General features: G+C 47.6%; 22 protein-coding genes and 1 riboswitch. Of the genes, 16 read left to right on the top strand and 6 right to left on the bottom strand.

Annotated elements, in window-relative coordinates; all coding sequences use genetic code 11:
* Positions 1-211: 211 nt before the first annotated feature.
* Both ADA01nite_RS17125 and ADA01nite_RS17120 read right to left on the bottom strand, forming a co-directional pair.
* A complete protein-coding gene (locus tag ADA01nite_RS17125; protein ID WP_146811507.1) occupies positions 212-1465 on the bottom strand; it encodes a methyl-accepting chemotaxis protein in 1254 nt (417 codons plus the stop codon).
* A gap of 110 nt (positions 1466-1575) precedes the next feature.
* Positions 1576-2292 carry an EAL domain-containing protein gene (locus ADA01nite_RS17120; protein ID WP_146811505.1) on the bottom strand — a complete coding sequence of 239 codons (717 nt, stop codon included), beginning with the start codon at positions 2290-2292 and terminating at the stop codon, positions 1576-1578.
* A 678-nt stretch (positions 2293-2970) separates the two neighbouring features.
* Here ADA01nite_RS17120 and ADA01nite_RS17115 point away from each other — a divergent pair.
* The 8 genes from ADA01nite_RS17115 to ADA01nite_RS17080 all read left to right on the top strand — a co-directional run bounded on the left by ADA01nite_RS17115 (position 2971) and on the right by ADA01nite_RS17080 (position 12204).
* Positions 2971-3297: a PadR family transcriptional regulator gene (locus ADA01nite_RS17115; protein ID WP_146811503.1), complete on the top strand. Its 327-nt coding sequence runs from the start codon at positions 2971-2973 to the stop codon at positions 3295-3297.
* On the top strand, positions 3294-4157 hold the full coding sequence (locus tag ADA01nite_RS17110; protein ID WP_146811501.1) for a permease prefix domain 1-containing protein: 864 nt from the start codon (positions 3294-3296) through the stop codon (positions 4155-4157). Before ADA01nite_RS17115 ends, ADA01nite_RS17110 begins: the two co-directional genes overlap by 4 nt.
* A gap of 48 nt (positions 4158-4205) precedes the next feature.
* The gene (locus tag ADA01nite_RS17105; RefSeq protein WP_146811499.1) at positions 4206-5258 is read left to right on the top strand and encodes a TolB family protein; all 1053 of its coding nucleotides are present in this window, start codon (positions 4206-4208) and stop codon (positions 5256-5258) included.
* 163 nt (positions 5259-5421) lie between these two features.
* Positions 5422-5793: a MerR family transcriptional regulator gene (locus ADA01nite_RS17100; protein ID WP_146811510.1), complete on the top strand. Its 372-nt coding sequence runs from the start codon at positions 5422-5424 to the stop codon at positions 5791-5793.
* A 13-nt stretch (positions 5794-5806) separates the two neighbouring features.
* The gene (locus ADA01nite_RS17095; protein WP_146811497.1) at positions 5807-7333 is read left to right on the top strand and encodes a class I adenylate-forming enzyme family protein; all 1527 of its coding nucleotides are present in this window, start codon (positions 5807-5809) and stop codon (positions 7331-7333) included.
* A 78-nt stretch (positions 7334-7411) separates the two neighbouring features.
* Entirely contained in the window at positions 7412-9088 is a 1677-nt protein-coding gene (locus ADA01nite_RS17090) for an acyl-CoA dehydrogenase family protein (RefSeq protein ID WP_146811495.1), read from the top strand.
* A gap of 283 nt (positions 9089-9371) precedes the next feature.
* The gene (locus tag ADA01nite_RS17085; protein WP_146811493.1) at positions 9372-10715 is read left to right on the top strand and encodes an aspartate aminotransferase family protein; all 1344 of its coding nucleotides are present in this window, start codon (positions 9372-9374) and stop codon (positions 10713-10715) included.
* Between the two features lie 31 nt (positions 10716-10746).
* Positions 10747-12204, top strand: a complete 1458-nt coding sequence (locus ADA01nite_RS17080; protein ID WP_146811491.1) for a sodium:solute symporter family protein — start codon at positions 10747-10749, stop codon at positions 12202-12204.
* A gap of 66 nt (positions 12205-12270) precedes the next feature.
* On the opposite strand, the gene ADA01nite_RS17075 is transcribed toward ADA01nite_RS17080, so the two are convergent.
* On the bottom strand, positions 12271-12741 hold the full coding sequence (locus ADA01nite_RS17075) for an OsmC family protein (protein ID WP_146811490.1): 471 nt from the start codon (positions 12739-12741) through the stop codon (positions 12271-12273).
* 25 nt (positions 12742-12766) lie between these two features.
* Complete coding sequence (locus ADA01nite_RS17070) at positions 12767-14401, bottom strand: sodium:solute symporter family protein (RefSeq protein ID WP_146811488.1); 1635 nt, start codon at positions 14399-14401, stop codon at positions 12767-12769.
* Between the two features lie 125 nt (positions 14402-14526).
* A riboswitch (SAM riboswitch) is annotated at positions 14527-14631 on the bottom strand.
* A gap of 278 nt (positions 14632-14909) precedes the next feature.
* Between ADA01nite_RS17070 and ADA01nite_RS17065 the strand changes: the two genes are divergently transcribed.
* The 7 genes from ADA01nite_RS17065 (at position 14910) to ADA01nite_RS17035 (ending at position 20630) form a co-directional block, all read left to right on the top strand.
* Positions 14910-16019, top strand: coding sequence for a mandelate racemase/muconate lactonizing enzyme family protein (locus ADA01nite_RS17065; protein ID WP_146811486.1), 1110 nt, complete (start codon positions 14910-14912; stop codon positions 16017-16019).
* Complete coding sequence (locus tag ADA01nite_RS17060) at positions 16016-16945, top strand: C40 family peptidase (protein WP_246147389.1); 930 nt, start codon at positions 16016-16018, stop codon at positions 16943-16945. The genes ADA01nite_RS17065 and ADA01nite_RS17060 overlap by 4 nt, the downstream gene beginning before the upstream one ends.
* A 62-nt stretch (positions 16946-17007) precedes the next feature.
* A complete protein-coding gene (locus tag ADA01nite_RS17055; protein WP_146811484.1) occupies positions 17008-17190 on the top strand; it encodes a hypothetical protein in 183 nt (60 codons plus the stop codon).
* A complete protein-coding gene (corA, locus tag ADA01nite_RS17050; protein ID WP_146811483.1) occupies positions 17187-18140 on the top strand; it encodes a magnesium/cobalt transporter CorA in 954 nt (317 codons plus the stop codon). The genes ADA01nite_RS17055 and corA overlap by 4 nt, the downstream gene beginning before the upstream one ends.
* 222 nt (positions 18141-18362) lie before the next feature.
* Complete coding sequence (locus tag ADA01nite_RS17045) at positions 18363-19703, top strand: sodium-dependent transporter (RefSeq protein ID WP_146811480.1); 1341 nt, start codon at positions 18363-18365, stop codon at positions 19701-19703.
* 106 nt (positions 19704-19809) lie between these two features.
* On the top strand, positions 19810-20229 hold the full coding sequence (locus ADA01nite_RS17040; RefSeq protein WP_146811478.1) for an Hsp20/alpha crystallin family protein: 420 nt from the start codon (positions 19810-19812) through the stop codon (positions 20227-20229).
* Positions 20230-20306: 77 nt separating this feature from the next.
* Positions 20307-20630 (top strand): thioredoxin family protein, encoded by a 324-nt coding sequence (locus ADA01nite_RS17035; RefSeq protein WP_146811476.1) that lies wholly within the window; start codon positions 20307-20309, stop codon positions 20628-20630.
* Between the two features lie 132 nt (positions 20631-20762).
* On the opposite strand, the gene ADA01nite_RS17030 is transcribed toward ADA01nite_RS17035, so the two are convergent.
* Positions 20763-20987 carry a DUF1128 domain-containing protein gene (locus ADA01nite_RS17030; RefSeq protein ID WP_146811475.1) on the bottom strand — a complete coding sequence of 75 codons (225 nt, stop codon included), beginning with the start codon at positions 20985-20987 and terminating at the stop codon, positions 20763-20765.
* Positions 20988-21172: 185 nt separating this feature from the next.
* Between ADA01nite_RS17030 and ADA01nite_RS17025 the strand changes: the two genes are divergently transcribed.
* Positions 21173-21487, top strand: coding sequence for a rhodanese-like domain-containing protein (locus ADA01nite_RS17025; RefSeq protein WP_146811474.1), 315 nt, complete (start codon positions 21173-21175; stop codon positions 21485-21487).
* 112 nt (positions 21488-21599) lie between these two features.
* Here the strand turns inward: ADA01nite_RS17025 and bacA are convergent, their stop codons facing one another.
* Positions 21600-22397 (bottom strand): undecaprenyl-diphosphate phosphatase, encoded by a 798-nt coding sequence (gene bacA, locus ADA01nite_RS17020; protein WP_146811473.1) that lies wholly within the window; start codon positions 22395-22397, stop codon positions 21600-21602.
* Between the last annotated feature and the right edge of the window lie 332 nt (positions 22398-22729).

Here is a 22729-nt window from a genome sequence, read left to right as displayed (position 1 = left end):
GCCTTTTTACCCATTGAAATCACCCCCTCGTTCTCATCTTTCTTTTCCTTCGTACCCCAAAAGTCAATTGTTCTTCCTATGATTTTCATGTCGGGGTTGCGGCTGAAACACCATGGTGGTTGTGGGATACGTTAAAACCCCAAGCATATATGCTTGGGGTATATTGTTATTGTTTGCGAATTTATAGAAAAGGGCACAGGAGGTTCTTTTCTTACACTTGGAACCGATCCGCGATCTCCTGAAGCTCGTGCGCCATTTTGCTGAGGGACATTGCCGAGGACGTTGTTTCTTCCATGGAAGCGAGCGTTTCTTCCGCGGACGCAGCGACGCTTTGCGTGCTTGCAGCCGTTTCTTTCGAGATGCGCGAAATCTCGGTGGAAGATCCCGTCAATTCTTCGAATCCGGCGGAAACTTCCTCCGAAGATGCCGACAATTCCTGAATTTGCGCCGTGATTTGTTTCATGGATTCGATGATCGCACGGAAGTTTTCTTCCGCTTCATGCACTGCCGTGCCCCCTGCGTCTACCTCTTTTTGGACCTGATTCATCGCTTCAACGGATTGAGCCGTTTCGCCCTGGATTTGGCTGATCAAATTCGCGATCTGCTGAGCAGACGCTCCTGATTGTTCCGCAAGCTTCCGCACCTCTTCCGCCACGACGGCGAATCCACGCCCATGTTCACCCGCGCGGGCCGCTTCAATCGCGGCGTTTAGAGCCAGAAGGTTGGTTTGAGCGGCGATATCCGTAATCACATCGAGAATGGTGTTGATTTCTTTCGATTGATCGTACAGCCTTTTGACCGCTTCGTTGGAATCTTTGGCCGATGCGGTAATGGAATCCATCTGACCAACCACTTTGAGCATCGATTGATTTCCGAGTTCTGCCTGTTTTGTCGTATCTACCGATTCCGACGAAATCACGCTCATGTTTTGGGCAATGTTTTGAATGCTGATTGCCATGTCGTCGAGCACTTTCGTAACTTCATCCAGCGTATGTGCCTGCGTTTCCGTTCCGCTTGCCACCTGTTGCATGGCAGTGGCCACATGTTCGGTGGCAGTGCTCGTCGCCTCTGCGCTCGCGGTCAATTCTTCAGCAGACGCCGCCACTTGCATCGAGATCGATTTCATCTGATTGATGATGGAACGCCATTCCTTAAGCATTCGGGCCAGCGTTTCTTCAAGCATGCCGATGTCGTCTTTACTTCCGACTTTGATATTGTCAATTGTAAGGTTTCCTTGCGAAACTTCCTGCAGCGCGACGGCGACATTGTTCAAACGACGAGTCAAAGAAAAAACAAAATAAGAATAAATGATGATTCCTGCAGCAATCACAAGTAGAGCAGGGATTACCACTTCAAAGGCGCCGTGTCCCATTCTCATTTGATAACCTATCAGAATCAAAGAAGGTAACGACATAAAAAGTAACGCAAAAAGTAGTTTCCAACGAATAGACAATCCTGTTTTCATCGTAAGATCCTCTCCCTGGGCTAAATGATGTCAACATATATAACTATCAGAACGATAGACCATGAAAAATCATTACGGGACGTTTTACGGTACATTAAATAAAACCTGTATTACAAAAGTGATGGTTTTCCCAATAAGTACCCTTGAGCTATTGGAACTTTTAGCATTTTAGCCATCGCCAAGTCTGCTTCGTTTTCAATTCCTTCTAATATTAAACATATATCTTTATCACAGTACTCTACTAAAGATTTAATAAATCTTTGTTTTCTTTTGCATTTAGAAAGATTAAAAGAAAAGTACCTATCCAACTTAATAAAATCAATCTCTAGATCGACAAGATGCCTAAAGGAATAAGAACCTTTTCCTACATCATCAAGAGCTATACCAAATCCCTGTGTTTTCAACAAAGAAATTACTTGTTTTATAGAATGAAAATCACTGATTTCCTCAGCTTCATTAATCTCAAATACTATGTTTTGTGGTTGAACTAACAAAGTAGATACAAATTCATTTATAAAATCAAGAAAATTATTATGAACCAGTGTTGATGGAAATACATTTACAAATAGCTTTACATTACTTTTTTTATATTTATTTTGATGGATATGTACAGCTTTGGAGATTGAAGACACATCTAATTGGTATAGACTCTTGAATTCTCTGGCATTATGAAACAAAACTTCCGGGTTATTTAGATGTTCTGTACGCAGAAATGCTTCATAACCGTATAGTTTCCAATCAGCAAGCCTATAAAGTGGCTGGTACAAGTGATAAAACGCCCCATCATCTATAATATTTTCTATTTCATTTGAATTCAATCTACTCATAAGACCCTCTTTTAATAACTGAAAGTTGTATTAATTAATACGTAATTCAAGAACTAACAAAATGGTCTTTTTGTTAGATTCATTATTTTAAAAAATGATGGAAGCTAACCGTTGATTTTAAAGGTTTTTTTGGACATTGATAAAAAATCGTTGAAAATTAATCTAACATATTGAACAAAAGATATGATTTAATCTTACATTTAGAAACCGACTTTATAGCAAGAAAAAATAAACTGTAGATTTTACTAAATGACCTTATTATAATTAGAATGTGATGGATAATTTTGTGATAAAATCTAACAAAAAGACCATTTTGTTATATTTTCTAATAATTTACTTTTATAATTCAAAAAACGAGTTTAGTTTTTATACTTTATTAAGAGAATCGATAGAATGAATCTTAGCCAGCTTGACTTCCAGGTGGCATTTTTTAATGATAAATAAAGCAGGGGCCGATCTGTGGAACGGTAGACCAGCAGGCTTACTCTTGTAACATTCTTACTGTGAAGTACAACGAACAAGCGGATAAGCCGTTGGATGCAAATGCATATAAGAACGCCGATACATTTACAAAGGTATGGGGTGTAATACTCCATGCTTTTTTTAAATATATACCTTGCAATACGATGCACATCGCATTACAATGATTAAAACAATAATTGAAAAAGGTGATTGGACTTGGATAAAGAGATCATGAAAGGCAGCATTGATATTCTCTTGCTTTCCCTGGTTGCCCAGCGGGAGATGTACGGGTATGAGATGGTTAAGGCGCTAAAAGAAACAAGCGGGGATTTATATAGTATGAGTGAAGGGACGCTGTATCCTGCTTTGAAGCGAATGGAGATGAAGGGATGGATCGAATCGTACTGGAAGGAGACGGAAGGAAGTAGCCGACGAAAATATTACAGGATTACCGAAGACGGAAGGAAGGAACTCAAACGGAAACTTCGCGATTGGCAATCCATCAACCGACTAATCTTCAAGTGTTCGGAGGGACTGTCATGAATCGATTTGATTCATACATCGAACAAATTCTTGAGCGGATTGAATGCGGAGAAGAAGAGCGGGGCGATATGCGAGAAGAAATACGCTCGCACTTAGAAGCGGCCAGGGAGGCCTATATGGAACAGGGATATTCGGAAGAAGAAGCTATCCGCCGTTCGGTTGCCGATTTCGGTGTCGCCGATGAAATCGGGGAAGGACTGCAGCATTCCCTGTTTCCTTATCGGAAAGAGCTGCTGACATTCATCGGGATGGGAACGATTCTTTACAGTGTCTCCGGCTATCTGCATTCACTGTTCACATACGGGGAGGCGCACGTCATCTGGGTTACACTGAGCATGATATTTGGTACGTGTCTGGTACTGGCAAGCATATATCCCGCGTACCTTGCGAACCGCAAAGTTATGCTTGGCGCTATACTTATCGGTACAACCTTTTGCGCTGCGTTCGGTTTCTTGCTGCTGGAGACGTCGGAAGATTGGTATGCTAAGCCGCTGTATGCTTTGGGAACTCTCATTGCCACGGTTTCTCTCGTTATGGTATTTATGACCGCATTAAAAGGCATTGGTTCGAAGAGTGAAAGCCCCCGGGAACGGACTGCACGTACTGTTATTCATGTGTTTAACCTGGCGATCGGCTTTGTTGTGCTCGGCTTAGCAGCCATTATGACTTATGGGGGATTAATTTTTGGGGGAGTAAGTCCTTTCTTACTTGTTCCAATTGGAATGGTAGCATTTTGGGGTTTTTCCTACTGGATGCAGTATCGGATGCGTAAGAGTCGAACGGCAGTCAGCTATTTGTTTGGCGGATTCTCCTTTATATTCATTGGCTGTGTTATCTATATGATCGTAGGAAGGATGTGACGGATTTTCCTTCTGCGCCGATTTTGTAAAACGAAGAAGGAGATAGTTATGCAGAGAAAAAGAAAAGCGATCCTGTTTGTAGCAGTAGTGCTGTTCGGATTATTCGTTCTCTGGGGACTCGGCTTTACACAGGAGAAAACACGGCGTGGAGTTCCTGACGGATTCTTTGAAGATTTTGACGTAAAAGGCCGAAAAGCTGTATTCGCTTACTCATCAGAGGGAAACGTCGGAATCTACATATCTGATATCGAGGGAAAGAATGTGAAGCTCTTAACGGAGGCTGGCAAGGACGAGAATGTGCATCATCCGGTATTCTCACCTGACGGGAAAACCGTTCTGTATCTTGCCACTCCAAAGAACAGAGAGGAAATGCGAAGCGCGCTCTATCTTATCAATACAGACGGGAGCGGGAAGCGCAAGCTGTATTCGCCTGATTCTTTGATTACGGAAGCGGTGTTTGCTCCGGATGGCAAGACGATTTACATGCTGAAAGCGGAGACGTTCAAGAATTATTCCCCGATTGCACGGCAGGACGCCCATGATTTCGATATTTATTCACTGCCGGTAAGCGGAGGTGAGCCGAAGCGGATTACGCAGTTGAAGGATTACATGCTGCAGTCACTGAGCGTGTCGCCTGATGGCAAGGATATATATGTGACGAAGTCGGATAACAGAAACTCAAAGACGGCGGAAGACATTTTCGCGGAAAAACATAAAATATTCCGCATCCCACTTACACATCCCGAGAAGTTGGAAGCTGTAACGACTAAGGGCATTACAGAAGATATATTCAATATAAGCGTATCGCCGGACAATCGGTGGATTGCGTTCAATACGATCGTGAATCCGCACCCGGGTAGGAATGAAGTGTTTCAGTATGAACTTTATGTGATGGATCGGAAGACCGGTGAAGTCCGGCGGTTGACGTATTTGAAGAAGTATACGGGAGCGGCAGTGTTCGATGAACGGAGCAAGTGGATTTATTTCATGGTGGATCAAAAATTCGGGCGGGGCCAGCCAGTCTATGAGTGGTACCGCGCAACGATCGACGGCGAAGAAGTTGAAAGAATTGCGGTCGCGGTTACGAGCCAGGGAAAATAAGCTCCCTGGCCGTTTGGCTTCTGTGTGGAAAAAGGACGGGCGGTAATGCCCGCGAGTTTTTCTTATAAAAATTCTGCGGAAAACTTTTTCTTATCTTGAAGTTTACGTTAACGTTAATGTTAGAATTTGATTAGTCAGAATGTTTGGATAAGAGGTGGTGAAACTGGAAACATACAGTATCTCGCAATTGGCGCAGGAATTTAGCATTAGTACCCGTACGATTCGATATTATGAGGAACTGGGCATCATCAAACCGCAGCGCAACGAAGGTGGACAGAGGGTATACCTGAAAAAAGACAGAGCAAGACTGCGCCTGATTTTTCGGGGCAAGAAATTCGGATTTTCACTTGCGGAAATTAAAGAAATGATTGAACTGTTCGATGTGGACCCGACAGGGAAAAAGCAATTGGAGCGGACAATGGAGTACGGACGGAAAAAAATTGAAGAAATCGACGGACGCATCCGGGAGTTAACCAATCTGCGGAATGAGATTGAGCATTTATACGAAGATTTTCAGAAACGAATAAACGGGTGAAGGCGGGAAGAGAATGAATATTTCTGAACTGCTGGCGCGTAATGCGCGCAAGTATCCAGAGCGGGAAGCAATCGTGAATGGGGCCGAGAGAGTTACGTACCGGACTTTCGATCAAGATGTGAATACGCTTGCCTACGGACTGCGGGAGTTAGGAATCTCGCAAGGCGATAAAGTCGTCTTATTTATGCCGAATACAAAAGAGTTTCTCTATACGTATATTGCCGTCATGCGCCTGGGCGCAGTGATTGTTCCGGTTAATGCGAAGCTGACAGGAACGGAACTTGATTATATTCTCGGGCATAGCGATGCCAAAGCGGTGTTCGTTCATGAGCATCTTTTTCCGGTGATCAAAGCCTTAGCTTTACCTGCCCGAATGGTTAGCGTAAAGACGGGAGCGGCTGTGGAAGGATGGATTTCATTCGAAGCGCTGCTGTCTGTTCCTGTTTCCGAAGAATTTATATGCCAGATGAAAGAAGATGACGAAGCCACTATTTTATACACATCCGGCACGACCGGTAAGCCCAAAGGTGTTGTTTTTACGTATCGAAATATTCTTACGGCCGCCACAATGATGTGCATAGAGATGACGATGAACCCGGAAAGCCGCATTCTGCATATGATGCCGCTTAGCCATTCGGCGCCGCTCCACCTCTTCTTCGTATCCGGCTTATATGTGGGAGCTGCACACATTCTGGCACCTGTATTCACGCCGGAACTGTTGCTGGATCTGGCGTCACGCGAAAAGATTACGCATTTCTTCGGAGCTCCTGTCGCCTATCTGTTTACGGCTAAACATCCAAGGATTGCTGAATATGATTTATCGTCTGCCAAGTATTGGGTTTACGGAGGAGCCCCGCTCGGTACAAAAGAAGTGCAGGTAGTCCAGCAGGCGTTTCAAACTGAAAACCTGGTGTGTGTATACGGCTTGACGGAGGCGGGACCGAACGGAACGCTGTTAAAAGCGGAAGAACACGCACATAAGGCAGGCAGCATCGGACGAAGGGCGGCATTGAACTGCGAGCTAAGAATTGTAGATGCAGATGGCAAGGATGTAGCCGGGGATGAAGTCGGCGAAATTGTGTTGCGCGGCGAAGGTACAATGAAAGGCTACTATAAAGATGAAGAGTTGACCGCGGACACTATCCGCGGAGGATGGCTCTATACGGGAGATATGGCCCGGTTCGACGAGGACGGGTACATCTGGGTAGTGGATCGGAAAAAAGACATAATTATTTCCGGCGGAGTTAACATCTTTCCAAAAGAAATCGAAGATGTGCTATCCGCCCATCCGGCTATTGCCGAAGTGGCTGTTGTTGGAGTGCCGCATCCGGAATGGGGTGAGACGGTCAAAGCGTTTATCGTTCCAGCGACAGAGATGGTCGATATTGAGATGGAATGTAAGCGCTTCCTGAAAGGGAAGCTGGCTGATTACAAAATCCCGAAGCTGTATGAAACCATTGCCCAACTTCCGCGCAATGCGACCGGAAAAATTATAAAAACGACACTCAGGGAAGCGAAGACGCAAGAGGCTACTGGTTAACGCCAAGTTGCGAGAGAAAGAATCGCTAGAATGGTTATTCAATCAATAACGCTATTATTGACAAAGGGAGAGTGGATCATGAATTTTTTCCGGGAAGACCCTAATCTGGCATTTGTTCTCCGGCAGTATCTTGATGAAGATTTTTACACATGGGCGGAGAAAGAACTGGATGAATTCGGACAGCTATGCGGTACGGACATTGACCGCCGTGCCGTGCATACCGACCGGGAAGGACAGCCACGGCTGATTAAATACGATAAATTAGGCAACGACATATCGGAAATATGGGTGAACGAGGGGTACAGACAGACGGTTGCCGATACGTATAATAGAGGCATTGTCGGTTATATTCATAAGGAAATCCCGACATTGGGCCGTAGAGGGAACTATGTATACTCGTATGCGCAAGGCTATTTGCTATCTCAGGCAGAGGCAGGTTTTTATTGTCCCGTGACTCTCACGATGGCAACGGCGTACCTGCTTGAGCAGTATGCAGATGAAGCGGTGAAGCAGAAATTCCTTCCTCACGTTATCTCCACGGGAGAAAGAGAGCTATATGAGGGTGCAACTTTTCTGACCGAACGGCAGGGCGGTTCGGACGTAGGTGCGAACGAAGTGAAAGCCGTGCAGCAGGGAGACGTGTATAAACTATACGGCGAGAAATATTTCGCCAGCAATGCCGGAACGTGTGGCGTGGCGATGGTGCTTGCGCGAAGAGAGGGAGGGCCGGATGGAAGTAAAGGACTGAGTTTATTTGCAGTACCGTGGCGCAAAGAGGATGGTTCGGTCAACCATCTGCAAATACGAAGATTAAAAGATAAACTCGGCGTACGTGCCGTTCCGTCGGCGGAAGTGGTGTTCGAAGGGGCGGACGCATACCTGGTAGGCGCTCCATCCAAAGGATTCTACTATATGATGGAAGCGCTGAACCTGTCCCGCGTGTGCAATGCGGTCGCATCAATAGGCATTATGCGGCGGGCATTTTTAGAAGCGAAAAACTACGCATACCAGCGCAGCGCATTCGGTAAACAACTGGCCGACTTCCCGATGGTACAGGAGACGCTCGCGAACATGGCTGCCACACAGGAGGTTGAGACTAGTGCCGTCTTTTCGATTATGCCCTTGTTCGAACGAGTCATGATGCAAAGACAACAGGTATCCGAAGAAGAAATCGCGATGAACAGGCTGCTGATTGCCCTGCTGAAGGCGGAAACCGCAGAACAGGCGATTCACTTCTCCCATGAAGCGATTGAGATGCATGGTGGAAACGGGTATATTGAGGATTTCGTGACGCCACGGCTGCTAAGAGATGCCCAGGTTCTGACCGTATGGGAGGGGACCGCCAATATTTTGGGACTTGAAGTGCTGCGGTTGATTCGCAAATACCGGGTACACGAAAGTTTCACGGCGTATATCCGTAAAGAACTAAATGCGTTGCCAAAAGAGTGGAAAGAACGGAAAGAAATTGTCCTGCAAGGCTTATCGCAGTTGGAAGAAATGATGACGGGGCTGGCAACCCAAACATACGAGGTACAGACCTACCACTGCAAAAAAGTAGCGAGGCTAATGGTCAAATTGTACGAAAGCGTCATCGCCCTGAAGGATGCGGTGATCGGTGGGAAACGAAAAGAAATTATTGCCGACCTTTATTTACGTAAAGCCTGGGGACATGAAGTTATTGATTTGGAAATGCTTCCGGTTCGCCATTTTGATTTATTGATGAATAAAGAAGCAAAGGTTGAAGCCCGGTTATAAGAATAAAGTGAATGGAACATCCGCCAGCATGGTGGATGTTTTTCTTTAGGTTTTTTTATTTTATTCAAAAATGAATTTAATGATTCAAAATTGAATAAATTGTGCACTCTTTATTCACATGTTATGTACCGTATGCAATATCCCTATTTTTTCTCTTTTCTTCTCACCACAACAGCTATGTGAATGTCGCAAGTATGATTTATATAATTGGCATTAAATTTGCAATTTTGTAAATAGACAATCACAGAAACAAACAAAATAGTAAGAATAGGAGTGTGTGTGCATGACAGAACATAACTGGGGGCATCTTGTTCAAAATATGCCGAACCTGTTGGCGCCAACGATGGCAAAGGATCACCCGAACCTACCCGTAGTAAAAGAGGAAGGGTGCTATTATTACGGACTTAACGGCAAAAAATATCTGGACTTCACCTCCGGCATCGCCGTGACCAACACCGGCCACCGCCACCCTAAGGTCGTACAGGCAATTAAGGATGCGGCTGATAGCCTGCTGCATGGGCCATCCGGCGTCATTATGTATGAATCGCTGCTTCGTCTGGCGGAACGGCTTATCGAAATTATGCCCAGAGGATTGGACTGCTTCTTCTTTGCCAACAGTGGCACGGAAGCCATTGAAGGCGCAATCAAGCTGGCCAAGCATGTCACAAGGCGTCCGTATGTCGTGTCGTTCACCGGCTGCTTCCATGGACGTTCCCTGGGCGCGCTCAGCGTAACCACATCTAAAAGCAAATACCGGAAGTTCCTACAGCCGAATGGGCTGACGTATCAAATCCCGTACGCCCAGCCGAAAGAGTGCCCGCCGGGTCAGGATGTGGAACGATACTGCGTAGAGAAGCTAGAGAAGGACGTGGCCGCATTATTTAAGCATCAGGTGACCCCGGAAGAAGTGGCCTGCTTTATTTTGGAACCGGTGCTGGGGGAGGGTGGCTATGTCGTTCCTCCGCAAGCATGGCTGCGCAAAATCCGGGAGATTTGTGACGAGCATGGGATTCTGTTGATTTTCGACGAGGTACAGACCGGATTTGGCCGCACGGGCGATTGGTTCGCTGCCCAGACGTTTGGCGTCACGCCGGATATTATGGCGATCGCTAAAGGCATCGCTTCCGGGCTGCCGCTCAGCGCCACGGTCGCGTCGAAAGAATTGATGAAACAGTGGCCGCTCGGCAGTCACGGCACGACGTTCGGAGGCAATCCGGTTGCATGCGCCGCAGCGCTGGCTACCCTGGATGTGTTCAGGGAGGAACGGCTGCTCGATAACTGCCGGGAGGTCGGATCGTATGCGCGCGCACGGCTGGACGCACTAAAGGAAAAGCACCCGGTAATCGGCGACATCCGCTCTGTCGGTCTAATGATCGGTATCGAAATTATCGATCCGCGAACGGGTGAGCCGAATGGAGACGGATTGATGAACATTCTGAATCGCTGTCTGGAAAAAGGCGTGCTGTTCTACCTGTGTGGCAACAGCGGAGAAGTCATCCGCATGATTCCGCCGCTCACCGTGACCAAGGAGCAAATCGATGATGGCCTGCAGATGCTGGATGAGGCGCTTACGGAATATGAGAATGAAATCGGCCTGCATACCGCATCGACCGTTGTAAGCAAGTAAACAACAAATAAAAAATGGGGGCGGCTAGCTTATGAGCATACTTGATACACTTGTCATTCTTCTATACTTTTTTATCTTAATCTCTGTAGGGGTAGCCGGGGTCAGAAAAGCGAGGACATCGGAAGATTTCGCGCTGGCGGGCCGGAACCTGGGACTGTTTATCTATCTGGGATGTCTTGCTGCTGTTATTCTTGGCGGGGCATCTACCATTGGTACGGCCAGGCTGGGGTATGAGTTCGGAATTTCCGGCGTCTGGTTCGTAGCAATGATGGGGTTAGGGATTACGATACTTGGCGTATTCTTCGCCCGCCGGATTTATGGTGCAAATGTAACGACAATCAGTGAACTGCTGGGACGTCGTTACGGCAAGCAGACCCGGTTGCTCAGTGCGCTGGTGGCTGCCGTCTATACGCTTATGGTATCCGTTACGCAGGTCATCGGCATGGGAACGATTATCAACGTGGTACTCGGTTGGAATTTAACAACGTCGATGCTGGTGGGCGGAGGTATTGTTCTGTTTTATACCATCCTCGGCGGGATGTGGAGCGTAACGATGACCGATATTATCCAATTTATTGTCATGACAGTCGGAATCTTCGTTTTTATGCTTCCGATTAGTGTATCTTCCGCCGGTGGATGGGAAGGACTGACGGCCAAGCTGCCTGCGGCGCATTTTGATCTCTCGTCTATGGGTGCAGATAAAATCTTCCAGTATTTCTTGCTTTATGTGCTGGGCATGGTTGTCTCACAGGATATCTGGCAGCGTATTTTCACGGCGAAAACAATGAAGATTTCCCGAAACGGTGCCATCTATGCGGGAATCTACAGCGTGGCCTATGCGCTTGCTTTAAGTGTTATCGGTATGTGCGCGCTGGCCGTGCTGCCCGGGATAAAGGACACACAAAATGTATTTGCTTCCATGGCGCTGGAAGTTCTTCCGTCCGGACTTCTGGGGTTGATTCTGGCCAGTGTATGCTCTGCGCTGATGTCTACGGCTTCCGGTACACTGCTGGCGTCGTCTACGCTGGTGACACACGACATTCTGAAGCAGTATTGGTTCAAGGATATCAGTGACGAGAAATTTGTATTAATGTCACGTATCATCACGCTGCTCATTGGTGCTCTGGCCATTACGTTCGCTATCTGGATTCAAGACGTACTGGTGGCGCTGGACGTAGCGTACGCCATTCTGTCAGGTGCCATCTTTATTCCGGTGGTGATGGGTTTCTTCTGGAAAAGGGCAACGCAGAAAGCGGGCTTCTATTCCATTGTTGTCGGTACGATCGTAGTATTGGCCGGGCTGGCCATTGAAGGGATCACATCTACGAATCCGATTATGTACGGCATGGCGGCCAGCCTGCTGACAATGATTGTCGTATCGTATGTAACGCCTGCCGATTCGACTTCTGTGCTCGAAGCGTTTAAAGAAAGGGCAGAAGAGGAAGAAGCGGGAAGCGAAGAGACGGGCAAAGTTAGCAGCATGCTTTAATAAATAACGAACGGTAGAAAGAAAAAGCGGAGTCAGCCAGAAGAGGCTGTACTCCGCTTTGTGTGTTTATTTTACGTTCCATATAATTTCTTGTTTAATTTGCGCATCTTTAATCAGATTGTACATCGGGCAGCGCTGATATAGTTTTTCTTTTAGTTCATCTAGCTTCTCTTTCCCCTCAGCAATTGCTATATCGATGGTTGTGATAATTTGCTGGAAGTGGGGTGACACGTCGGCCGTGCCAAACATGCCGCGCCGATCCACGTTTCCTGTGCTTTCGAGAGAGATGTTCGCAATCCGTATGCCCAGCTCGCGGGCAATTGTCTCGATGACGACCTGAAGACAGCCGTTATAGGAGCCCAGCACATATTCCAGCGGTGTCGGACCTTTGTTTGTGCCGCCGATTTTCTCCGGTTCATCAATCGTGAACGAGAAATCGCGCACGTGGTGCACCGTCTCCATATTGCCTTTCCACTCCGTTCTGGCGCGGACTTTTCGAATCTCTTTCGTCGCTTCGTTCTCTATTATTTGTGTCATGGATGTATCTTCTCCTTCTCTTTTCTTAGCGTGCGGATGCTGTCTTTTTCTCCGGTATGTTATACGCTTCTTTTTGATTTCTGGACGCCGTGAATGTCATAAGCGCGAAAAACGCGCTGATGCAAACGATGAACAGGCCGAGCCCCAGCAATCCCTTTTCATAGAGCCAGGAGAAATTGAGTGCGGTAAGCGCGGCGGCAACCACGCCAATCGCAAGACAGCTTTGTCCCAGAGTCGCACGTCCCGCATCTGGATTCCAGGCAATGCGCCCGGCGTTCTCTACAAGCGTTACCGCCACGAGCGTCAGAATGTTGGCGATCATGCCCGGCCATACCGGATGGGTGTTCAGGAAGAAGTCATTGATTTTCCAGTCGCTCAGATGGTACCAGAACAGACCGGTAAACGAGCCGATCGCCATTGCGGCGAATACCGCTCTTCGTGTCGCAAGCGGCCAGAACAGGGCTGCGAGTACCGGTGCGAATGTCGCCGAGTTGCGGGTTACCCAGGCAAGGATGTTCCACCATGCCGACTGTTCGGCACGCAGGGATGCGAACACGACCATTAGCACCGTCAGCAATGCCAGCGACCACTTGGTGTAGCGGATATATGTCTGTTCGCTTTGCCCAGGATTCACCGCTTCCCCTACGTCTTTACCGAGGCTGGTAGCGCCCGAGAATTGGCAGGGAGCTCCCCAGCTAAGCGCGCACGCCCAGAAACCGAGGAAGAATAGGGCGACCAGCGGTGCAGGCAGGGTTTGCATCAAGTACTGCGGGATAGCAATCAATCCGCGTGTCTCTTCGGGAACGGCACTGGCGGCAGCCAATCCGAACACCACCGCACCGATAATCAGCGGAATTCCCAGAATAGCCGCCCACAGCAGTCCGCGTTTTCCTTCTTCCGGCGTACGGCATGACAGCGCCATTTGAAAGGCCGCCTGCGCCAGAACGACATTGACGATAAAGGTGCCAAACCAGGCGACAATCGTTTGCACGCCTGCGCCGGACAACGAATACATCTGCGGTTTGGCCGCGGCGAATTCCTTCAAGCCGTCGATGCCCGGATAGATGAATACAGCTAAGAATCCGACTGCCAGCATGATATAGAACACAATTGTGTTTAGCAGCTGCGTATAGCCGATGGCCCACATGCCGCCAAACTGCAGGTATGCGAACAGCAGAACGGCAGTCAGCGCCACCGATCCCAAAAGCGAAATGCCGGTAAAAACATGAAGGGCAGAAGCGAACGCCAGCGCCGTGGCCACGGACCACATCGGGAAGGCGAAGGCGGTAATCGCGCCGCCGAGTGCGCGGGCTTTTCTTCCAAAATGGTCTCCGATAAGTCCCGATACCGTAATCACGAGTTTTTTGCGGAACGGAGCGATCAGCAGGGTGGCGATGAGCAGTACCTGCAGCGTCTCTGCCACGCCGTACCAGACGGCGGAGACGCCTTTCAGATACGAGAGTTCAATAATTGAGATAAAGGAAGAACCGGAGAATAGACCGGTAATGCATACTGTTACGAACAGTGTGCTAAAGTTTCGGCCCCCCACGAAGTACCCGCTTCCTCCGGCGGCTTTTCTGCGGGCGATTCGGCCGATCGAAATCAATAAAGCGGTGTAGGCGAGTGCCAGAAACACAAACCAGTAACCAACCGTTGTCATCGTTTTTAACTCCTTTCGCTGTATAGGTTTACTTGGTTTAGTGCAGAAGAAGAAAGAGTGAATGGCCTATGTCATAATAAAAATCCCCTTCTCACAGAAGAAGGGGATGTACAGACAAATCCTTCTCCTTATCTGCCAGAAAAATACTTCTGCTGGAAGTAGCACCTTGTGCTGCGCACAGGTTGCTGAGACGTCATCGGGCCAGATCCCTCGATCTCTCTGGATAAGAAAAATAAAGAATAGTAAATATGAAATTGTATTCTATATTAAATGTATTATTCCGACCTGTCAATATGGTTTTAAATAAAAACTTCTTTTTCAGTTTCTTCTTTTGAAAAATGAGCAGAAGAAACCATAATATTTTCAAATCATGCAGTATTTCTCACAATGATTGTTACAGTGGAAGACGGAGCCGGAACCGGAACGTATTTTTACCGTGCGAGAAGGTGCATGCACAGCGAGAAGTTCATATATATGGTATGGACGTAAGGATAGGAGGCGCAACAGGATGATTATCCGAAATATAGAGGTAAAACGGCAGACGATTCCGTTGAAAAAACCTTTTAAGACGGCACTGCGTACGGTGGTCAACGCGGAATCAGTGCTTGTGAAAGTCACGACGGAGAGCGGGTTTGCGGGGTGGGGAGAAGCGCCGTCAACGGTAGTAATTACAGGTGATAGTTTAGATAGCATCGAATCAGCCATTTTAAATGTCATGCGGCCTCAGCTTATTGGTGAAAACTTGCTGGCGCATGAACGGGTTTTTCATATTATCCATCAATCTATGGTCGGCAGCAGCAGCGCCAAGGCGGCGCTCGATATGGCATTATACGATATTTTAGCCCAGCGCTGCGGGCTTCCGCTCTATCAATTCTTAGGAGGGTACCGTAATCAGATTGAGACTGACTATACGGTTAGCGTTAACTCGCCGGAAGAGATGGGTGAAGATGCCACCCGTTATATTGCGGCAGGCTTCAATGTGTTAAAGATTAAGGTTGGAAAGGACAACGTGCAGGAAGACATCGCTCGTATTAAAGAGATTCGCAGCCGTGTCGGCAGCCAGATTAAGATTCGGCTTGATGCAAATCAGGGCTGGCAGGTGAAAGACGCCGTTCGCTCAATTCGCAAGATGGAGGACATGGGACTCGACATCGAATTGGTCGAGCAGCCTGTTAAAGCATACGACCTCGAAGGTTTGAAAACGGTAACCGACGCGGTGAATACGCCGATTATGGCGGATGAAAGTGTATTCTCCCCGGTGCAGGCGTTTGAGGTACTTAAGCGCAGGGCGGCCGATCTGATTAATATTAAATTGATGAAAGCAGGCGGCATTTATAAAGCCCAGATGATTAATTATATGGCAGAAGAATGCGGAGTCGAGTGCATGGTCGGCAGCATGATCGAATCACGCCTTGCCGTGACTGCCGCCGCGCATTTCGCCGCCAGCAAAAAGAACATTACGCGTTTCGATTTCGATGCGCCGCTTATGATGGCAACAGACATAGTGGAAGGCGGGGTGCGGTATACGGGCCGATTGCTTACGCTGCCTGACAGGCCGGGACTCGGCATCGATGGCGTTAGTGCCGGTACAAATGAAGGAGTGGGGCAAGTATCATGATGAAAGCAGAGCGAAACAAGCAGGCGGTGGCTGTTGCGGTGGCCACCGTCTGGACCACCCCCGATTCGCCGCGCGATATCGACACTCCGGCACTGCAAAACCCGGTTGATATAAAAGGATGGCTTACAGGCATGAGCCTGGATGACAAACTTGAACTATGTCAGAATAATCTCGTGCAGACCCAGGCGCTGTACGGTACGATGGTAGAAATTCTCGAAGAGGTGGGCGACTGGATCAAAGTCGCCATTCCAGACCAAGCCTCCCGTAAAGAAGTACGAGGATATCCGGGCTGGATTCCCCGCCTTCAACTGAAAGACAATAATGAGTACACAGATGCACTGGAACAGGGGCTATGGGCAGTCGTATCCCGGCCGAAAGCGAAGCTGTACAAAAATCGGGAAGAAAGCGGGATCACGTTGAGCTTTCTTACACGTCTGCCTGTACTGTCGCAGGAGGACGTATCGATTACTGTGGCGACTCCGGACGGTCCGCAGATGCTTAAGACATCGGACGTAACTGTGACGGACGGAAGCGAGCGCAAAGACGAACGGACCGGACTTCGCATTCTTGAGGCGGGTAAGACTTTCCTTGGACTCCCGTACCTGTGGGGCGGTATGTCGGCATTCGGATACGATTGCTCAGGGTTTGCCCATTCCATGCACCGTTCGCAGGGCATTCTCATTCCGCGTGACGCGTCCGAGCAGGCGCGATGCGGAAAAGAGATCGCCCCTGAAGATCTGGCGCCGGGCGATTTGCTGTTTTTTGCGTATGAGGAAGGCAGGGGGGCGATTTATCATGTCAGTATTTATGCGGGCGGCGGCATGATGATTCATTCGCCTGAAACGATCAAATCCATTGAAATCATTCCGTTATGTGGCTACAAATATGAAAAAGAACATTGCATATCGCGGCGCTACTGGGAATAAACACAGGAGGTATATGCATCGGCAAGGAGGGACGGATTGCGGGAGAGAAAAACTGGTTAATAGTGAAAAGTCTGAAACGGTATTTTTCCCTGGGCAAAGGCCAACTGCTAAAGGCGATCGATGACGTATCGCTCGACATCTGCGAAGGGGAAGCATTCGGTCGTTTGGCTATTGAAGCGGCACAGAATGCATACGGGAAAACAAACCAGGGTAAAAAGAGAAAAGAAGGGGGGCGAATCGCTTGATTACGACGTTAGCGCTGACGGACGAACTGGATTTGGTGGAGAATGTCCACCTTGACCAGCTATCTTCTCCTCATATTTTGTGGTATTGGGTAGATTTTCATGCTCCTACCGAAGAAGAAGGAAAGCTATTGGATACATATTTTCATTTTCACCCGCTGGCTGTTGAAGATTGCTTTCACTTTCGGCAGCGGCCGAAACTCGATTATTACGGGGAATATAATTTCTTTGTGCTTCATGCACTGAACCAGCAGACGCTGGATGCCGAAGAGGTGGATATGTTCATCGGCAAAAATTTTATCGTGACGTTCCATCTTACCTCGCTCCGTGAAATTCAAGAAGTGTGGGAGAAGGTATGGACCAATCAGAGTGTCTGTAAGGAAGGGCCGGTCTATATTGCGTATTTGATCATGGATAAACTGGTCGATTATTATTTTCCGGCTGTATATGAGATTGAAGATAACCTTAACGAGTTGGACAGCACCATTAAGGAGGGCTTCAGCCGACGTTTGATGGAGGAAGTATTTGAGATTCGGGGTGATTTGATTAAGCTGCGGCGCATTGTCAGTTCCATGCAGGATTTGCTGTATCGAATTTTAAATTCGGAGAGACTTGGGGAATTTAAGGAATCACGCGTATATTTTACCGATGTGTATGACCACTTGCTCCGACTATCGGAGATTGTGGATGCAAGCCGCGATATTACGGCAGATATGCGAGACAGTTATATTTCGCTTACTTCGCACAGGATGAATAACATCATGGTGACTCTTACCATTATTTCGTCGGTTTTTATTCCACTTACTTTTATTGCCGGGGTATACGGCATGAATTTTGAATATATGCCGGAACTGAAATGGAAGTACGGATACTTCTTCGTATGGGCAATTATGCTTACAGTAGCAGGAGCGATGTTCTGGTGGTTCCGCCGCAAAGGCTGGTTTGATATGTAGACAGGAGAAAAGACGGGAAAAGACACCCGTCTTTTTCCACACTGAAATTGCACCTTTTTTCTTTTCTTTGTTTGTTTCGTACGACGAACGTTGCCCGCTCATCCATTTGTTTCGGCTGTTCTGTTGGCTCCTATTAGTTTGTTTGTTGATAAACAATTGTATGGTACAATATACATTCTGAGAAGATTCTAGCTTAATGCAAGAGGAGACAACAGGAATGTTATGAAACAAACAGAGCAATGGACTTCAAAACTTGGGTTTATTCTGGCGGCTGCCGGCTCGGCCATCGGTCTGGGGGCGATTTGGAAGTTTCCGTATGTGGCGGGGACGAGCGGAGGCGGGGCCTTTTTTCTTTTATTCTTATTGTTTACCGTCCTCATTGGATTGCCGCTCTTGCTCGGCGAATTCGTAATTGGTCGCAGCACCCAGCAGGAGGCGATTACGGCGTACAAAACGATTGCCCCGAATTCCGGCTGGCATTGGATTGGAAAGCTGGGGGTCGCGACCTGCTTTATTCTTCTATCGTTCTATAGTGTTGTTGGAGGCTGGATTCTCCTGTACTTATTCCGCAGCGCAACCGGACAGCTTATAGGTGAAATGCAGGCGTACGATAAATTGTTCGAGCAGGTCATTACCGATCCGGTGCTGTCGGTTGGAGCACAGTTTGTGTTTATTCTTCTGACTATCGTGGTCGTAGCCCGCGGTGTGCAAGAAGGGATCGAGAAAGCGAACAAATATATGATGCCTGCGCTGTTTGTTCTGTTTCTCGTCCTGATTGTCCGCTCGCTCACACTGGATGACGCAATGAAGGGGGTAACGTTCTTTCTTCAGCCTGACTTCTCCAATCTGACATCGGAGTCGGTGCTGTACGCGATGGGACAATCGTTCTTCTCGTTGAGCGTTGGGGTATCCGTTATGGTTACATATAGCTCGTATCTGGCGAAAAACGAAAGCCTGCCACGTTCGGCAGTATCGATTGTAGGATTGAATCTGGCTATTTCTTTGTTGGCGGGGCTGGCAATCTTCCCCGCGGTATTCTCGCTGGGAGTCGAGCCGACGGCCGGACCCGGACTCTTGTTTATAGTGCTGCCGTCTGTTTTTGCCAAAATCCCACTGGGCGGTTTGTTCCTTATGGTTTTCCTGGCGCTGTTCCTGTTTGCCACACTGACTTCGGCGTTTTCGATGCTGGAGATTATTGTAGCTTCGCTGGCCAGGGACGATATGGAAAAACGGAAGAAAACAACCTGGATTACGGGTTTGCTAATCTTCGTGGTAGGCATTCCGTCTGCGCTTTCCTACGGAGTGTGGAGCGAGATGACGATTTTCGGCAAGAGTATCTTTGATGCGGCCGATTTTCTCGTCAGCAATATTCTGATGCCGCTCGGCGCTTTGCTGATTGCCATTTTTGTTCCGCTGAAAATGAAGCGGGAAGTGCTGGTAGCCGAGATTAGCGCAGGCTCGAATAACGGAAAGCGCTGGTTCGCGGTATGGCTTCTGCTGCTTCGCTATCTTGTGCCGGTCGCCATTATCATCGTATTTCTGGACGTTATTGGTATTATTTAACGAAGGACAACTGCTAAATTTACAGAATCTCCATGTTTGATGGCCGATGTTTTTGGTAAAATAATAGGAGAACCAAGAGATCCTATTATATAAGGAGGGCAATGTTATGCCATTTCTTCCTGGAGATCGTTTGCGGAATCTTGATATGCTGAAGCGGGAGTTCATAAACATGTTTCCGGATATCGTGCCGGAGCTGAATTCTCCGCGTATTGACGTGTATGAGACGGAGACGCATGTAGTGGCGTCCTGCGAAATTCCCGGGCTTGAAAACAAAGAGGATATCGACATCCATATCGAAGATCATACACTGACGTTGAGCGGCACAATTCATAAAGTGCACGAAGTACGGGAAGAACAGTTATACAGAAGAGAGCGTTTCTCCGGCCGTTTTGAGCGCACGGTGTCCCTGCCGGCGGCCGTGACGGCGGAAGAGACGAAGGCCAGCTACAAGAACGGTATTCTTGAGATTCGGATGCCGAAGGCGAAGCTGGACCGCAGGAAAAAAGTCGACATTGATTTCTTGTAGATCTTATGAATATATTTAGAGAAAGGAGCCGCTCCCGGCTCCTTTCTTGTTTGAGGGGGGAGGGAGAAAAGGAATACATGAAGGAAGCAGACGGTCAAGAAATCAGGAGATGCCATGCAGATGGGAAAGCGTCGTTCGCTCTGTATTTTTACACACCGCTGTGCGGTACATGCGGGATCGCCGAGAAAATGCTTACGGTTATCGAAGCGGCAGTACCTACACTACCGTTGTATAAATGCAATATTAATTTCGCTCCGGAGCTGGCCCGGGAGTGGGAAATCGAAAGTGTTCCCTGTCTGGCGCTCATAGAAGAGGGGAAGCTTACGCAGAAAATATACGCCATGCGATCGGTTCCATATTTATATGGGGTTCTAAAACGTTTTATGGATACAGAAAGATAACGGCCGTATTGTGCGCCGCTTTTCCGTATTATCTTTTTGATTTCGGACATTTGTTTTTTGATGTAACAAGCATTCTGTAAGAATAAAAATAACGAAAAACAGGCGACGCGTTTCGCCTGTTTTTTGTATTCGTTAGCCGCGGCGCAGGTTGCCAAGTTCGTTTACGATGGCTTCGAGCTCACTGGTGCTGAATGTGTCTTTTCTCATTACCATGTCGTACAGGTCGTGTAAATCCTCATACTTCTCTTCATCAAAATGAGAAGGTTTAATTGCCGCTACATTTACAACACGAAGCTTGCTTTTAATGCCTTCAATCATAAATTCAATATTTTCGCTCGATTTCTTCGATAAATCCATCTCGTCATCCCCCCGTATGCATGTGTTACTTATTGTACCATGTTTTTCGATATCATTCCCTTTCCGATGCGCATTGTGCCGCTGTTTTCTTTTTGTGGCCCGTCAAATTTTATCTTTTAATATCGGCTGGTTATAATAAAGTAATAGGCAGGGCAGATTTCATAAGAGGGAGAGGAACAAATATAATGACAGACAAACATGCCATTACAGCAGATGAATTCGCAGCTAAATATAATGCCGGGGAATTGGACGATGCCTGCATTATAGATGTGCGTGAGCCGTATGAATGGGAGGCCGGGCACCTGGATAAGGCACATCATATACCGATGAACACGGTGCCGTCCCGTATGAATGAGTTGGACAAAACAAAAACGATGTATATTATCTGCGCCCATGGTGTCCGCAGTTGGCATGTTACCCAGTATTTACTTGGTAACGGATTTGATAATGTAATTAACGTCGAAGGCGGAATGGCCGACATTGAACATCATGTAAGATAGAAGAAGGGCGGCTGCCTTTTTGTGGTACGAAGGAAAAGAGAGAAGAGAACGAGGATACGATTTCAATGGAGAAAAGGCGCGTCGCAGAAGCGAGCGCGCCAGCTATTATCTATTAGCCTAGAATGAAAAAATAGAAAACAAGCGCCAGGGCAAAGCGATAGATGGCAAACGGCGTCAGGCTGATTCGTTCGATTAGCTTCAGAAACGAAACAATCGCGATCGCCGCCACGACGAATGCCGTTATAAACCCGGCAGCAAAGAAGCCAAAGTCATTTGCCGATAAGTGATTCCAGTTCTTGAGCAAGTCAAGGCCGCTTGCGCCCATCATGATCGGAATCGCCATGATAAAGGTAAACTCGGCGGCCGCTTTCCGGCTTGTCCCAAGCAGAAGCCCCCCGGCAATCGTAGCACCCGAGCGGGAGAAGCCCGGCCACAGCGCCAGACACTGGAACAGACCAATGCCAAGCGCCTGCTTATAGCTAATGTCATCAACAGTCTCCGCTATGGTACGGGGCCGCATCTTTTCAGCCACAATAATCAGGATACCGCCCGCGATAAGGCTGAGCAATACAGTCATCGAAGAGAACAGCTTGTCTTTAATGAAATCGTGCAGCACTACCCCGGCTACACCGGCAGGAAGAATACCGATAAAAATGTGCAGCAGGTTGAGCTGCGGGCGTCCGGTCTTCTCTCTTCCGATGCCCAGCAGACGCAAAATCCGCCGCCAGAAAAGAAACAGTCCGGCACAGACAGAGCCAAGTTGAATGACGATCTCGAATGTCTTCCATTTCTCTTCCGTTGCGCCCAATAATTCTGCCGTCAGAATCATATGACCGGTAGACGATACCGGCAAGAATTCGGTAAGGCCTTCTACGATACCGAGAATAATCGCAATGATATATTGTTCCATATTATCCTCCAAACCCACCTCCAATTTTTAAGCAGCCTGTTCACCAGAGAATATTATATAATTAGACCGATAAGGTCACCACCTTTTTTTGAAAAATAAGCGTTTTTATAGAAGTCGAAACTAGGCATATAAGGGGAGTTACGGAATGAAATACATAACAAATCGGTCAACAGACCCACGTTACAATCTGGCGCTTGAGGAATATGCGGTGAAATATTAAACCAGGTTATCTGACATACAAAGAAGCTATCCCCGCCAGGCCAGGATAGCTTCTTTAGTTATAGTGTAGGAAAGCATATGTTGCTTTACAGTGATAAAGCAACATATGCTTT

It is taken from the genome of Aneurinibacillus danicus (genome assembly GCF_007991215.1).
Lineage (GTDB): Bacteria > Bacillota > Bacilli > Aneurinibacillales > Aneurinibacillaceae > Aneurinibacillus > Aneurinibacillus danicus.
The sequence above is the reverse complement of the archived record's forward strand: the minus strand, read 5'-3'. Positions and strand labels throughout refer to the sequence as shown.